Below are 13,923 nucleotides of genomic sequence, written 5' to 3'. Positions count from 1 at the left end.
CGAACCGCCTCGATCTTGAACTCATCCGTATAACGTTTCGTGCTCATAACCACCTCCGCCTAAGCCATAGTTTATGGCTGCGAGGTGTCTACGAAATCCTGGGCGATTCAGCACGAGAAAACCTTGGGCGCTAAATGCAATCTACAATTTCACTCAGGTTTGCCTCGCAATTTTCTGCATTTCAGTGACAAATCTTAGTAGTTTCTCTGCCCCTTCAATGTCACTCAACTTGTCAGAGGGTGCGTGGCTGGACTTTCCTTGCGGCCTTAGAGGATTAGTATGAATCTCTGCCAGTACAGTGCGAATGTAATGTGAGTGATCACTTTCTGCGTCATTGTCTCGCGACATCTGTTCGGAGAAGCCGACAATTGATTTCGAAAGGACACTCTTATAGGCATATTCTTCGGATATATTAGATAGCTTCACGTACTGGTGCGCGCAGAACCATGCGCCAGCGATTAGGATTGGTATGAGTGACACCCTTCCGGCGACTACTGCAACGGTTACGCTAGTATCCCAGGTGATCCACACTCCCAATGCAATGGCAGCTGCAACCAAGATGCCGGCAGCAATTATCCACTTGCTTCTAAGTGAGTCAGCTTTTGTCTCATTGTAACGCTCAATAAATGCGGCACTGATGCCCTCCGCGGTCTTGTACGATAGTGCCGTTCTTGCCGATTCGATAATTCTATTGGCTTCGGCCTCAATTGCATCCATAGACAACTGATGTTGCTCCATTGTCGTTGTGAATGTCGCGGTCTTAACCTCTTGATCCAATAGTTGAGATTCTCGGGTGGCTATTTTCTTGAAGAATTCATCAATTAGGTCGCGACTATTTTCTGAGCTTCCCTTGTACTCCTCCGCTGCGATTGAGGCAGATGCTGCGGTTTGCTTCAATCTCTCAATTTCATTTGCGTTTGCTTGCGAAGCAGTAACCAAATCAGCCATTGCTGCGCGTGCCTCATCGATGGCACCCAACCGCTCAGAAGAATCATTCAGCCTTTTGGAAATTTCCGACGATAGTTCCAAGATTTTCTGCTGATCGTCTGAAATTGTTTTGCGCTCTTCTTTTATAGCTGCAACTTGCCTGTGCAACTCGTCCACCGCCCTTTCCAGTTGCTGTCTAGTCTCCGATGAACTGCGGAGGTTGAAAGGGCGAAGAATTATTTTAAGTTCTTGCAATACGGTAGCGATTGACTGCAGCTGCTCTTCTATCAGTGCAGTCGTTAAAACGTTCAAATTTGACGCTATTGCGCGCCTTTCGCTTGGGATCGTCACCTTCAGAAATCGCTCGGGCTTTTCGACTTGCCCTCGAATATCTGAAGCCAGAGCGCGCGCCCCTGTGATCAGGGACTTCGCGGTGAACTCCTGCTCTTCGCCAAAGTTCTGCCCTCGAAATTTAGAGAGATCGATGGCATCAATGTTTTGCTCAACGGCTGTCAAAGCTGCTTGTATTTCTAAAATTGTCTGCGACGTCATTCCCTTGATTCCTCAGCTTCTGATCTTCTTTTGGAGTCTCTCAGTCGCCTTCATGCGGGTCAATGGGGGTGTGGCTAGGACTAGATAGTCTTGGTTCTTTAATTTCCACTAGGCTGGCAATCTGATCAATGGCAGCGCGACTCTTACGATGGCGATCACATCCCTTATTGCGAGATAAGCAATTTTAACTAACGATTGCTGTCCGAAGGTCGCATTTGGTTGCGCAAGTGTTATTGGATCGCGGATCTAGGCTTCTGGCCGGGAGTTGCCGTTCGGCGTGTCGAGCTTGAGTGTTGGGCCTCATCGAGATGCTGTCTTTGATTGAAACTCATTTCAGACCCTTAGTACTAGGTTGAAGCAGGATCCTCCTGCTTTGCGTGTGCGCCGCGCATCGGCGTATCGCTTCGAGTGCTAGGCATGAAGGATAAATCCGAGTTCCTCTACTGCGTCTTCATCGTGGCTGCGGCCATCTTGTCGGCCGTAGCCCGTTGTTCGTTCACCCGCCCCGACCAGTTCGGCCGGGATTCCTACGACTAAACCAACCATCCAGATAGACCCACAAGGCCCGGCGTTGTCCGGGCCTTGTGCGTTATGCCGTCAATAAAAGGAGACCGAGATGCATCACGTTGAAACCATGGCCTATGCAGGCCAAGTTCCATGGCATGGCGTCGGAAGCCAGTTGGCTCCAGGCCAGTCCATTGAAGTATGGCGCGAGCGCGCCGGCATGAATTGGTCTTTGGAAGAGGCTGAAGTACGATTCGCCGCCGAGGCTGAAGATCAGTATCCCGTTCGGGCGTTCCCCGGACAGAAGGTGCTTTATCGCTCTGACACCAAACGACCTTTGGCTGTGGTGTCTAAGCGCTATCAAGTAGTACAGCCCCGGGAGATCCTGGAGTTCTACCGCGACCTGACGCGGTACAGCGGCTTTGAGCTGGAAACGGCAGGCGTGCTTCGTGGAGGGCGGAAGTTCTGGGCATTGGCCCGTACTGGGCAAGGTGTGGCCCTGAAGGGCCAAGATCAGGTCAATGGGTATCTTCTTCTGGCTACGGCCTGTGACGGAACGCTGGCTACCACCGCCCAGTTCACCTCAGTCCGTGTGGTTTGCAACAACACGCTGCAGGTCGCTGTTGGGGATCGAACCGGTGCCATCAAGGTCCCGCACCGCAGTGCCTTCGATGCTGACAGGGTCAAAAGCCAGTTGGGTATTGCTGTTGAGGGCTGGCATGGCTTCGTGGAGCGGATGCGGATCCTCTGTGAGACACCCGTGAACCCTGATTCGGTCGATGGGGTGCTACGGAATTTGCTCACGTATCCAGTTGCTCAGAATGGGAAGGCAGTCGTGAATGAGCAGGCTGTAGCCAAGGTGCGGGCGCTGTACGACGGGCAGGGAAGAGGAGCTAGCTTGAAGACCAGCAAGGGCACGGTGTTTGGCCTCCTCAATAGCATTACCGAGTTCGTGGACCACCATCGGCGGGCGCAGAGTGCGGAGAACCGCTTGGATGCGGCGTGGTTCGGCCAGGGGGCATTGCTAAAGCAGAAGGCTTGGAAGGAACTGTTAGGGGAAGCCGCATGAACGTCTCGCTGCAGAGGCAACGCTTGGAAGAGCTGCCTGGAACTTTGAGCGATCGTGACAGCTCCATCCTTTCACAGGCATTGGAAATCCTTGAAAGCAGAGCAATGGTCAGTGGCCTTCTATTGGGAGATCCGGATGTTGCCGGCAGGTTCTTCCGCCTGCGTCTAGGACATGAGATCCGCGAGCACTTCGAGGTGGCGTTTCTTGATACCCGAAACCGCCTGATCGCCGTAGAACGGCTGTTCTCAGGTTCCATAGCTGGTGCTGAGATCCATCCGCGGATTGTCGTCCAACGTGCCTTGGCCCTGAACGCAGCAGCGGTGCTACTGGCTCACAACCACCCTAGCGGGCATTGCGAGCCGTCAGCAGCGGATCGAGCCATCACCAAGCGGTTGAAGGAAGTACTGGCGATGGTGGAGGTGAGGGTCGTCGACCACCTTGTGGTGTCGGCAAGCCAAGGTACTTCGCTGGCTCAGCTCGGGCAGATCTGAGGGCCCGGATACTCAGGAGAACAGCATGAAGGAAACGGAGACGTCCTGGTCATCGACCAGGGCGGCAATAGCTCGTGCCAAAGCGGCTGATCTAGACCGACAGGCCCGGGAGGTAGAGCGCTCAGCTGCCGATGGAAACTGGCGCATGAGAGCGCGGGGTAGAGAGGCTGCGGAACGTCTACGGCGAATGGCAGGCCGCTACTTGGTGAAGGCCCTGAAACTCGAAGAAGGGCTAGATACCCGGCTTACCCAAGATCTCTTCGAGTAGTGCCTTCCGGCGTGCTGCTGGAAGGCTAGCAAAAGCGGCCAAGGCCTGAGCGAGACGAGCCTGCTGTACTTCGCTTTCATCTCCTATCAAAAGGATCGCGTCTGCCATAGCGGCGGATGACGCCAGCAAGTATGCGGCTGGCACCTGAAGAGCGTCAGCCAACGAAAACAGTGATTCCAAGCTTATGGCCATGGACTCGCTCTCGTAGCGGCTTATGCGTGCCGAAGCAGTGTCCTTATCAAGTCCCATTCGAACTCCGACTTCGCGTTGGCTAAGCCCTCGAAGCAGTCGGGCTTGGCGCAGGCGCGCAGCCACCACGCCTCGGGGTTCGAGGGTAGGGCCGGCCATTAGCAGGAGGTGACCGATGTAGTCATTCCAACAGGATGACGGATGATCTACGCCCCGGGTAGACTCTACGTATCACGTAAGTTCATTGCAAGTCTTGAGCTCGGCTCTGTGTTCGCTACTGGCGTTGTAGGGGAATCGAGCGGTCATGTTGAGGAAGGAAGAAGTGGGAGAGCTATGGCCATGGAGATAGCCGGCACAACCAATGGAGGCACATCGATGGCTCGTCCTGAGGGGAGGGCCTGATGGCGGATGAAAATCACTACGAAGTCCTCGGGGTACGCCCCGAGGCACCACTTTGGGAAATAGAACTGGCCTACAAGGGCCGCCGGAGCCAATACCACCCTGACCGTTACAGCGCAGGAGATGAGTCCCCGGTCGCATGGGCCACGGCGAGAATGCAGGCCGTCAATAAGGCCTACGTCGTCCTCAAGGATCCAGAGAAACGAGAAAGGTTTGACCGCGCCCAGGCATCCGCCTCAACCAAGGCGGGGCCTGCACCGAAACCAACTCCCGAGCCCCGTCCTCAGCAGGCTAGGCCCGCTCAGCCTCCGCCGCTGCGGTCGCTGCGCCAGGCCCTGGAGGGATTGGAGTTCACTAACGAGCCCTTCGAACGGGTGTTCGTGGCGCCTCACATCCCGCGGAAGAAGCTCCTAGGCGCCCTGGATAGCTACGGCGGCGGTATCCGCGCGCAGGACGTGGTCGCGCTCATCGACGACACCGTATTCGGTGGCGCCAGGGAAGGGGCACTGATCACCGAGGCCCAGATCCGGAGCAAGGCCAAGTTTGAAGGGGTGGAGATTCGGTTATTGAGCTGTCTGACCCAGATCACCGCACACGGTGCGCACATCCGGATCCATGGCGAGCACTACGCCTCGCTGAGCATCCCCAACCCTGATGACCTGCGAACCCTGTTCGTGGCTGTCAGCCGGTACCTGCAAGAAACCAACTGACTCCAACCAACAAAGGAATGACATGAGGTACCTGATAGGCCTGTATGGCGTGAGCGTGCTAATCGCGGCCATCTGTTTCGATATCTGGGGCCGCTACGCGTACAAGGGCTTCTTCTACAACCTAGGACAGGGTCTTATCTGGCCTGCGGTGGTTTTCCCTTCGCTAGGGAAGATGATCGGCGGGCTGATCTGGATAGTAGTGATCTTCTGCCTGCTCGTGTTTGTGAGGAGGCGATAAGCATGGAGTCAATAGCCAAAAAAATGCTCATCGTTGCACTCATAGCGCTCGGCCTGTGCGCGTGTAGTAGTGAGCTGGACAAGGTTCGAGGGCAGTTCATCGATAGCTGCATGAGCTCCGGTGGATCCAAGTCCAACTGCAAATGCGCCATCGACAAATTGCAGGACCACTACGGTGAACACGGCCTATTGCTGATCGACGAGCAGGGCTATCCCCCGGCGGACTTCGTGGACCAGCTCGGAATAGCAGCCAACCAGTGTCGGAGTCGCTGACAGGCCATCCCTGGCAAACCGACTGCTGTGCCGGCCATAACAAAGCGTGACCGCTCTCGCTCTGCTGTGCCGCCTGCGCAGACAACACATTCACAAGGAATCTCATGAAAGGCATCAAATACGTAGCCGCAGTGACGGCGGCGCTTCTTCTAGCTGGGTGCAGCAAGCCAGTGCTGGACTGGCGTAACGCGGACCTGAGTAACGGCAAGATCTACGAAGCCGGTGCCAACGAGCCGTTCGATGGTCAGGTGACGGGTGTACCTCACAGCCAGATCGAACCACTGCTGGGGCCGCTGCGGAAGATCTTCCAGAACCTCAATACCAATCAGCCCACGAGCATGACGGCGTTGCTAGGGAACATGGACTACGTCTGCGACGTGGACGTGGAGGAAGGCCTGGTAGGACGCCACTACATTTGCCGCTACCCGCAATCACAGGTGGTGGCATATGAAGGTCGACGCACAGATGGCGGCCTTGATGGCGAGACGGTGTTCCACACCAAGGCTGGAAATCCTGGTGTTGTTCTTGGGATGAAGGATGGACAGGTGAACGGACGTATCCAGATCTATTTCGCTGATAACCCGAAGCAGCTCTCCTATGAAGCTGCTGCGATCAACAGCGCGCTGGAGGGCGAGGCTGTTGTTTATTACCCGGACGGGAAGCCAAAGGCAAGGGGGAGTTTCAAAGGAAGCGTCCCGACGGGCGTGTGGGAGGGCTACTGGGAGCAGAACGGGGCAGTCTCAGAACGTGTGGTGTATGAGAGCGGCAAACTGGTCTCGCGAACCAACTATTTGCAGGACGGAAGGCCATCACTTCCGAGCGCCACCACGCGGTAGGCGAACGGTCGGAGGTGCCGAGCTTGAAGGGCTTCGGAGCGCGGGCGTCATACGCCGGCAGGCGCGCATTGAGGCGGGCATACCAGGTGCTCTTGGACAGGCCGACGATCGAGAGGACCTCGGGCAGACGGATTGCCTGGTCCAGGGCAGGTGCGCCCTGGAGCGACTGAAGAATCTCCTGCAGGCGCTGCAGGGCGGACTGGTCTACGACCAGTGCGTCACCATTGGGCGCGCTGTTGAGCGCTTCCTTCGAACTGGAAGCTTTGATACGGCCGTGGTTAGCGGTGGAACGGTACGACATGGATATCTCCTTAGGTGGCCGCGGTGTGCTCCGCGGTCCAAAGAGGATCCGTGCTATTAAATCGGCAAAAAACTCACCAACCGGTAGGCGTCTTTACTTTTTTCGTCCGATTTGATAGGCCAAACTTGCTTGCCACTTTGAAGAGTTGATTGAGCCGCTCCTTGAATTCGGCGTAGGTGCCTGAACGTCTCCCCTTGGCACATTGGAAGAGCGTTTCCTGCATGCGTTCACTAACTTGTTCTTGAGTCGACGGTTCCTTGTTGTTCCACTTAGCGAAGTCGATTACCGCTTTCGAATACTTTGGGTCATTTGCGATCAGCAGTGAGATCTCTCCGCATAGCGTTTCTTGGTGACGGATGATCCTGGTAACCTTAAAGGTCTCGATCACCTCAATAGCTGCTTGCAAGATGGCCAATCTTGGCTTGTCTCTCGTTGTTGCAAGTCGCCGTCCGCGCTGAGCTTCGGACTCGGTAACGGGAGAGTGAGTGGTTCCCAGATAGAAGCTGCATTGGAGAAGCGAGTGCAATGCCCGCTCCTCATCTTTGACGTTGTAGGCATTTCGCGCTTCAATCCAGAAGGCGATGGATATCTCTAGTGCGCCGTCGATTTCTACTTCAGCCTTAGGCTTGAAAGACTGGCGTTTGAGGCGGAGTTCTTTGAGCCTTCCAGCTGCGACCTTTCTATGCGCACCATGCTTCTTTTTGTTGCGCGTCCTTTGTACGTAAGCCCACACATCAGCGATCTCGTCGTCGATCTTCCTGAGTTCATCGGCATTATTTAAAATGCTTGTAAGCTTCCACTTCTCATATGTGGTGGCGTTTTTATGTTTCTCTAGGCGCGTACACGTTCTCTCCCAAAGTGCTGGAAACGGGCTTGGCTGGTACTGTCTGTTCTCATGCGCGCTTCTGATCATGCTAAGTAGATGATCAAATAACATGCCCATGTTTGGGAGCATACCGCTGCTGTTGTACTTCCCAGTTGGCCGCTGATTGGATGGGTGCAGTGTGGTCGCGACCAACGGTTGAACAGATGAGTCCATTTTCCAGCTAGTAGGCTTCTCAAGGATGAGAGCGTTGTTGTCACTGTGAAGCATGTATTTACCTTGGCTTCCATTTCATAGGTGAACCGCTAATGATAGCTGGCCGGCCTATCTCATGAAGTAAGAATCTTTAAAAGTGTCGGTGCTGATTGCCTGTAGTTGCCGGTGTCGCAGCATTGTTCGAGGGAAGGCTGCTCGGTGGGATGGACGCGAGCGCCGAAGACCGACGATTTCGGGTTTAGCCACAACCCGAGCGTCTCGATGTAAAGTTCATAGTCGCGATTTGTCACGGCGCCATTTTGGCCTGCTGTATGGGGCAGTCGTTTCTCTTTTCCGCTGCGTCTGCTTTTGGCCGGAAGCGGACGTGAGCGGGGCCGGGGATTAGGGCGGGTTACCACGGGTATCACAACTGCCCGACGCTTGGCAGCACCATCAGCGCCTTGGCTTCGCTTCAGTTGATGTCGCCGGTTGCAGTGCCTCCAGCACCCGACAGTCGGCGACGCGACCTCCAGGGCAGTTCCCGAGCATGCGTTGCAGCTCGGTCTGCAATGCAAGCAAGTCGACTACCTTCCGTTTGATCTCGGCGATGTGTGCCTTCACCACATCGTCCACGGAACTGCACTCGTGTTCGCGTTGCTCGCCAAAGGTGATCAACTCTCGAATCTGCTCGATCGAGAAGCCAAGCTCACGCGCACGACGGACGAACGACAATCTGCGCCGTGCCTGCTCTCCATAGTGCCGGTAGTTGCCTTCCGATCGCTGCGGCTCCTCCAGTAGCCCGATTTTCTCGTAGTACCGGATCGTCTCCGCCTTGGTTCCCGTATGCCGGGCCAATTGGCCAATGGTGAAAAATTCATTCATGACTTGACCTTGTAGTAGCTACAGGGTTGATAAAGGCGCCTGATTCGTTTTTCAAGTCCGGGCGGGCCCCGGCGGAGGCCCCCGTGGACCATTGTTGTGGAAACAAGCGCCAAGAGTTGGAAAGTCTCGCCCTGCATAGCGCTCAACGGCGGGTGCTGATAGCGGTGCTGATCATCAATCTGGCGATGTTCTTCATTGAGTTCGGGGCTGGCCTCATTGCCCGGTCCAGCGCACTGCAGGCGGATGCGGTCGATATGCTCGGCGATGCCATTGTCTATGGGCTGAGCCTATGGGCAGTCAACCGGGGCGCTCGCTGGGAAGCAGGTGCTGCGCTCGCCAAGGGCTTGCTGATCCTTGGCTTCTTCGTATTCATCGTGATCGAGGTCATCAACAAACTGATCAACGGCGTGCCGCCGTCGAGCTCACTGATGCTTATCTTCGGTGCAGTCGCCCTTGTCGCAAACCTCAGTTGCCTTGCGCTGCTGTGGCGGTTCCGCAAGCTGAACATCAACATGAAAAGCACCTTCGAATGCTCGCGCAACGATGTCGCGGCAAATCTGGGGGTCCTGGTCGCTGCGGGGGGCGTTGCGCTGACGGGCCAGGGTTGGCCGGATGTTCTTGCCGGCGTGGTCATCGGCCTGCTGTTCCTGCGATCGGCCATCAGCGTGATCGCTGAAGCATGGCCTGCCTGGAAGGCCTCGCGCACTCCCTGATCTCCCACTTTCTCATTGGATCTACCGGCATGAAGCCTCGTCTAACCTCGTTTTTCCTTTGCCTGGGACTCGTCTGTGCGCCAGCGTGGGCGGAAAACAACCAGCAACTAACGCTCGACGCAGCCATCGAACGCGTCGCTCAAGGGCATCCAGAACTCCGCCTTATTGAAGGCCAGCGGCGTGTGCTGGATGCTCGCGCCGAGATCGCCGCTCAACGCCCGCAGATGACCGCGGGATTGGAACTGGAAAACGTCCTTGGCAGCGGAAGTTACAAGGGGGCCGATCAAGCCGAATTGAGCGTCAGCCTGGCGGGTACGCTGGAGCGTGGCGGGAAGCTGGATGCTCGCCGAGTTTTGGCGAGTGCGAATATCGACCAACTTGCTCCCCAGCGCGAGATGGCGCGATTGGATCTACTGGCAGAGACGGCACGCCGCTATCTCGTCATCGCTGGGGCCGTGCAGCAGCAACGCATCGCCAAGCTGGATATCACCCACCGCCAACGTGCGGTGGATGCAGCGCGGCGTAGACACCAGGCGGGTGGTGCACCGGAGTCGGTCGTGCTGACTGCGCAATCTTCGTTGGCCGAAGCAGAGCTTGACCGTGATAGTGCAGCTCAGGCCGAACGGGCCGCGCGTCAAAGCCTCTCAGCCTTGTGGAACAGCACCACACCTGCTGCGGGAGACGTGACCGGTGATCCGCTGGTATTACCGGCAGCAGGCGAGTTCGCAGCTTTCTCCGAGCAACTCACCCGATCGCCTGAACTGGCGCTCCTGCAGGGAGAGGCAAGGGTGCGAGAGTCCGAATTGCGGCTGGCCCGCACTGCGTCCCGCGCGGACATCGGTTGGCAGCTCGGTGCACGCCGGTTTCAGGACAGTGACGACACCGCCTTGTTTGCCGGCATTTCACTGGGGCTTGGAAGCAGTGCTCGCGCGGCTCCGGGCATTCGCGCCGCGGAAGCAGAACTGGCTCTGATTCCGTTGCAGCGTGAGGCGTTGCAAGTCCGCTTGCACGCTGCCGCAGCACAGGCGTTTGGCGAGTACCAGACATCGCGGTTGGAAGCTGCGCGTCTGGGCAGTGATGTGCTGCCGCGCTTGGCGCGCGCAGAAAAGTCTGCAGCGGCAGCTTGGGCAGCGGGTGCAACCAGTTACCTGGAGTGGGCGCAACTGCAGGACCAGCAGGCACAAGCCATGCGCCGGCAGCTACAAGCTGCGCTGGCGGCACAGAGTGCACTGATCGAACTGCAGCGCCTGACCGGCCAACCAATTATTGATTCCACGAAATCTCCTTCATCCGCACAGGACCCGACCTCCCCATGACCCTCCTTATGACGCATGCTCCCCGCTGGCTGCTGGTTGCGACGCTGGCCTCCGCGCTGGCTGCCTGTGGTGGCAAACAGGCAGGCGAGGACAGCCAGCAGCCAACCGACCCCCATGGTCATGCGGAAGGAGAAGACTCCGGCAGCCACGAGGAGGGACACACGGAAGCTCATGCTGACGATCACGAAGATGGTGCACTTGAGAACACCACCATCTCCGCGCAGGACGCCAAGGACAACGGGGTTGAGGTCGCGGCTGTTGCGCCCGGCGCAATTCGCACCCAACTCGAAGTGCAGGGGATGATCATCGCTGGCGACAGCGCCCAGTCGCAGGTCACGGCAAGGTTTCCCGGCACGGTGCGAGCGCTGATGGCCAACGTGGGCGACAACGTAAAGGCGGGTCAGGTGCTGGCGACGGTCGACAGCAACCTGAGCTTGAGTGCCTACAGCATCAACGCACCGCGTAGTGGGGTGGTGGTGACACGCGCGGCTCAGGTGGGTGGGGGCGCTGCGGAAGGGCAGGTGCTGTTCGAGATAGCCGATCTTTCACAGGTGTGGGTCGATGTGCACGTATTCGGTGCAGAAGCCGCATCACTGCGGCCTGGAGATGAGATCGAAGTGGTCGACCTCTATGGCGGTGAGCCTTCGGTTGGCCGCTTGCAGCGCATTCTTCCCGGGACAGCGATTGCCAGCCAGAGTGTGGTGGGGAGGGCGGTCCTGGAGAACCCGGCCAGCAACTGGCGGCCCGGTGCGGGAGTAAACGTCAGGATCACCACTGCAAGTGAGAACGCCGACCTGGTCGTTCCGCAATCTGCAGTGCAAAGCATGGATGGACGCGACGCTGTCTTTGTTCGCACTGGAGATACCTACACCTCTCATCCGGTGACGCTGGGAAAGCGCGACGCGACGCATGTACAGGTACTCGAAGGTGTTGCTGCCAGTGACGAGGTCGTGGTGGAACAGAGCTACCTGATCAAGGCAGATATCGAGAAGTCGGCGGCTGGCCATGACCACTGAGGATTCCCGAATGCTGGAACGTTTGATCCGGGCCTCCATCAGCCACCGCTGGCTGGTCATGGCATTGACACTTGTACTCGTTGCCGTTGGGGTCTGGAGTTTCCGCCACCTGCCCATCGACGTGACGCCCGATATCACCAATGTCCAGGTGCAGATAAACACCGCTGCTCCTGGCTATTCCCCGCTGGAGGTTGAGCAACGCATAACCTTCCCGGTCGAAACGGCGATGGCCGGCCTGCCGAAGATGGAGTCGTTCCGCTCGTTCTCACGCTACGGTCTTTCCCAGATCACGGTGGTGTTCAAGGACGGCACCGACATCTACTTCGCCCGCCAGCAGGTCGCTGAGCGCTTGCAGCAAGCCAAGTCGCAGATTCCCCAGGGAATGGAGCCCATGCTCGGGCCTATCGCCACGGGAATGGGGGAGATTTTTTCATACACGATCGACGCTGACCCCAAAGCGCGTAAGCCCGATGGTAGTCCTTACAACGCCACGGACCTGCGGACCCTGCAGGACTGGGTGATCCGTCCCCAGCTGCGAAATGTTCCCGGTGTTGCCGAGGTGAACACCCTAGGTGGCTTCAAGCGTGAGTTCCACGTCACGCCTGATCCCGCTCGTCTGCGTGCGTTGAATCTGACGCTGGAAGACGTGGTTCGTTCTCTGCAGGCAGCCAACCAGAACATAGGTGCCGGCTACATTGAACGCAGCGGTCAGCAGTATCTGGTGCGGGTCCCGGCTCAGGCAGACCCCGGGCAGATCGGCGACATCCTGGTTACGCGTCGCGAGGGGGTTTCGATCCGGGTCCGCGATGTAGCCACAGTCGGTGAAGGGCAGGAGCTGCGCAGTGGTGCGGCTTCACAGAATGGCCATGAAGTGGTTCTGGGCACCGCCATCATGCTGATGGGCTCGAACAGCCGTGAGGTCTCGCAAGCGGTCGCCAAACGGTTGGAGGAGGCCTCCCGTAGCCTGCCTGCAGGCGTCACGGTGACACCTGTCTATGACCGGACCTTGCTGGTGGACCGGACCATCACGACGGTTGCCAAGAACCTGACGGAAGGCGCACTGCTTGTCATCGTCATCCTCTTCCTGTTGCTTGGGAACTTCCGTGCAGCGCTCATCACGGCGCTGGTCATCCCGCTTGCCATGCTGTTCACGCTGACCGGCATGGCGCGTGGCGGCGTCTCAGCCAATCTGATGAGCTTGGGAGCATTGGACTTCGGTTTGATCGTGGACGGTGCGGTAATCATCATCGAGAACTGCCTGCGCCGTTTCGCCGAACGTCAGCACGAGCTCGGCAGGACGCTTTCGCTTGAAGAGCGCTTCGAGTTGACTGCCGCTGCTACCGCGGAAGTTATCCGTCCAAGCCTGTTCGGGCTCGGCATCATCACTGCTGTCTACCTTCCAATCTTTGCCCTCACCGGCGTCGAAGGGAAGATGTTCCACCCGATGGCAATTACCGTTGTTCTGGCGCTGACCGGTGCGATGGTGCTGGCGCTCACCTTCGTGCCCGCAGCCATCGCACTCATGCTCGGAGGACGCGTCCAGGAAAAAGAGAATCGCCTGATGTCCTGGATGCGCAGGCGCTATGAACCGCTTCTTGATACCAGCTTCCGACATGCGCGGATTGTAGGTGGCTTGGCTATCCTGCTGGTTGCAGGTAGCGGTGTGATCGCATCGCGGATGGGCAGCGAGTTCGTCCCCAGTCTGGATGAAGGCGACATCACGATCGGAACCATGCGCATTCCCGGCACCAGTCTTACGCAATCCGTGCAGATGCAGAAAATTCTGGAGACGCGACTTCTCGAAGTTCCGGAGGTCGAGCGGGTCTTCTCAAAGGTGGGCACTGCGGAGGTAGCATCAGACCCGATGCCGCCGTCTGTGGCTGACACGCTTGTGATGATCAAGCCGCGTTCGCAATGGCCTGATCCACGTAAGACCAAGACAGTGCTTGTAGAGGATATTGAAGCAGTCGTTGCACGCGTGCCTGGCAACAACTATGAGTTCACCCAGCCGATCCAGATGCGGATGAACGAGCTCATCTCCGGTGTTCGTGCAGATGTGGCGAACCGCCACCGACGTCGTACTCATATCGCTTCAGCTTCCGGATGACCGGCGTTAACGGCACTGGTAGCCATGCTGTGATGCCTTTCGAAACCGGGCGCGGCCACGCGCTTGCCGCGCAAGCGACACGCCAGGTTTGCTCGCAGGTGCTGTCCAAGGACCA

The 13,923-nt window shown here is 57.6% G+C and carries 12 protein-coding genes and 2 pseudogenes; 9 read left to right on the top strand and 5 right to left on the bottom strand.

Annotated features, from left to right (window positions below; all coding sequences use genetic code 11):
- Positions 1–153: 153 nt before the first annotated feature.
- Entirely contained in the window at positions 154–1,479 is a 1,326-nt protein-coding gene (locus tag ACVOLI_RS05205) for a hypothetical protein (RefSeq protein WP_481513608.1), read from the bottom strand.
- A 616-nt stretch (positions 1,480–2,095) separates the two neighbouring features.
- Between ACVOLI_RS05205 and ACVOLI_RS05200 the strand changes: the two genes are divergently transcribed.
- Positions 2,096–3,052: a DUF932 domain-containing protein gene (locus tag ACVOLI_RS05200; protein WP_481513609.1), complete on the top strand. Its 957-nt coding sequence runs from the start codon at positions 2,096–2,098 to the stop codon at positions 3,050–3,052.
- Complete coding sequence (locus ACVOLI_RS05195) at positions 3,049–3,543, top strand: JAB domain-containing protein (RefSeq protein ID WP_296247951.1); 495 nt, start codon at positions 3,049–3,051, stop codon at positions 3,541–3,543. The genes ACVOLI_RS05200 and ACVOLI_RS05195 overlap by 4 nt, the downstream gene beginning before the upstream one ends.
- A gap of 232 nt (positions 3,544–3,775) precedes the next feature.
- Here the strand turns inward: ACVOLI_RS05195 and ACVOLI_RS05190 are convergent, their stop codons facing one another.
- A complete protein-coding gene (locus ACVOLI_RS05190; RefSeq protein WP_296247955.1) occupies positions 3,776–4,159 on the bottom strand; it encodes a helix-turn-helix domain-containing protein in 384 nt (127 codons plus the stop codon).
- Between the two features lie 242 nt (positions 4,160–4,401).
- Between ACVOLI_RS05190 and ACVOLI_RS05185 the strand changes: the two genes are divergently transcribed.
- The 3 genes from ACVOLI_RS05185 to ACVOLI_RS05175 all read left to right on the top strand — a co-directional run bounded on the left by ACVOLI_RS05185 (position 4,402) and on the right by ACVOLI_RS05175 (position 6,455).
- Positions 4,402–5,109 carry a J domain-containing protein gene (locus ACVOLI_RS05185; RefSeq protein ID WP_481533786.1) on the top strand — a complete coding sequence of 236 codons (708 nt, stop codon included), beginning with the start codon at positions 4,402–4,404 and terminating at the stop codon, positions 5,107–5,109.
- A gap of 348 nt (positions 5,110–5,457) precedes the next feature.
- Entirely contained in the window at positions 5,458–5,619 is a 162-nt protein-coding gene (locus ACVOLI_RS05180; protein ID WP_481513611.1) for a hypothetical protein, read from the top strand.
- A 104-nt stretch (positions 5,620–5,723) separates the two neighbouring features.
- On the top strand, positions 5,724–6,455 hold the full coding sequence (locus ACVOLI_RS05175; protein ID WP_481533785.1) for a toxin-antitoxin system YwqK family antitoxin: 732 nt from the start codon (positions 5,724–5,726) through the stop codon (positions 6,453–6,455).
- 31 nt (positions 6,456–6,486) lie between these two features.
- Here the strand turns inward: ACVOLI_RS05175 and ACVOLI_RS05170 are convergent.
- The 3 genes and pseudogenes from ACVOLI_RS05170 to ACVOLI_RS05160 all read right to left on the bottom strand — a co-directional run.
- Positions 6,487–6,756 (bottom strand): annotated as a pseudogene (locus ACVOLI_RS05170) (hypothetical protein); the annotation flags it as partial.
- A gap of 73 nt (positions 6,757–6,829) precedes the next feature.
- Entirely contained in the window at positions 6,830–7,849 is a 1,020-nt protein-coding gene (locus ACVOLI_RS05165) for a hypothetical protein (RefSeq protein WP_481513617.1), read from the bottom strand.
- A gap of 378 nt (positions 7,850–8,227) precedes the next feature.
- Positions 8,228–8,656 carry a MerR family transcriptional regulator gene (locus ACVOLI_RS05160; protein ID WP_481513618.1) on the bottom strand — a complete coding sequence of 143 codons (429 nt, stop codon included), beginning with the start codon at positions 8,654–8,656 and terminating at the stop codon, positions 8,228–8,230.
- Positions 8,657–8,739: 83 nt separating this feature from the next.
- On the opposite strand from ACVOLI_RS05160, the gene ACVOLI_RS05155 reads away from it, so the two are divergent.
- The 4 genes and pseudogenes from ACVOLI_RS05155 to ACVOLI_RS05140 form a co-directional block, all read left to right on the top strand.
- Positions 8,740–9,369, top strand: a complete 630-nt coding sequence (locus ACVOLI_RS05155) for a cation diffusion facilitator family transporter (RefSeq protein ID WP_481533784.1) — start codon at positions 8,740–8,742, stop codon at positions 9,367–9,369.
- A gap of 29 nt (positions 9,370–9,398) precedes the next feature.
- Positions 9,399–10,685, top strand: coding sequence for a TolC family protein (locus tag ACVOLI_RS05150; protein WP_296247968.1), 1,287 nt, complete (start codon positions 9,399–9,401; stop codon positions 10,683–10,685).
- A complete protein-coding gene (locus tag ACVOLI_RS05145) occupies positions 10,682–11,701 on the top strand; it encodes an efflux RND transporter periplasmic adaptor subunit (RefSeq protein WP_296247966.1) in 1,020 nt (339 codons plus the stop codon). The genes ACVOLI_RS05150 and ACVOLI_RS05145 overlap by 4 nt, the downstream gene beginning before the upstream one ends.
- Before the next feature lie 10 nt (positions 11,702–11,711).
- Positions 11,712–13,763: pseudogene (locus tag ACVOLI_RS05140) on the top strand (efflux RND transporter permease subunit); the annotation flags it as partial.
- Positions 13,764–13,923: the final 160 nt, after the last annotated feature.

This window comes from Stenotrophomonas sp. STEN029 (assembly GCF_056760015.1).
This window is presented reverse-complemented; position numbering and strand designations above follow the sequence as displayed.

Coding starts and splice junctions, on each gene's coding strand:
- ACVOLI_RS05165 (WP_481513617.1), bottom strand. CDS start 7,849: ATGCTTCACAGTGACAACAACGCTCTCATCCTTGAGAAGCCTACTAGC.
- ACVOLI_RS05150 (WP_296247968.1), top strand. CDS start 9,399: ATGAAGCCTCGTCTAACCTCGTTTTTCCTTTGCCTGGGACTCGTCTGT.
- ACVOLI_RS05145 (WP_296247966.1), top strand. CDS start 10,682: ATGACCCTCCTTATGACGCATGCTCCCCGCTGGCTGCTGGTTGCGACG.
- ACVOLI_RS05195 (WP_296247951.1), top strand. CDS start 3,049: ATGAACGTCTCGCTGCAGAGGCAACGCTTGGAAGAGCTGCCTGGAACT.
- ACVOLI_RS05190 (WP_296247955.1), bottom strand. CDS start 4,159: ATGGCCGGCCCTACCCTCGAACCCCGAGGCGTGGTGGCTGCGCGCCTG.
- ACVOLI_RS05175 (WP_481533785.1), top strand. CDS start 5,724: ATGAAAGGCATCAAATACGTAGCCGCAGTGACGGCGGCGCTTCTTCTA.
- ACVOLI_RS05160 (WP_481513618.1), bottom strand. CDS start 8,656: ATGAATGAATTTTTCACCATTGGCCAATTGGCCCGGCATACGGGAACC.
- ACVOLI_RS05205 (WP_481513608.1), bottom strand. CDS start 1,479: ATGACGTCGCAGACAATTTTAGAAATACAAGCAGCTTTGACAGCCGTT.
- ACVOLI_RS05200 (WP_481513609.1), top strand. CDS start 2,096: ATGCATCACGTTGAAACCATGGCCTATGCAGGCCAAGTTCCATGGCAT.
- ACVOLI_RS05185 (WP_481533786.1), top strand. CDS start 4,402: ATGGCGGATGAAAATCACTACGAAGTCCTCGGGGTACGCCCCGAGGCA.
- ACVOLI_RS05180 (WP_481513611.1), top strand. CDS start 5,458: ATGAGCTCCGGTGGATCCAAGTCCAACTGCAAATGCGCCATCGACAAA.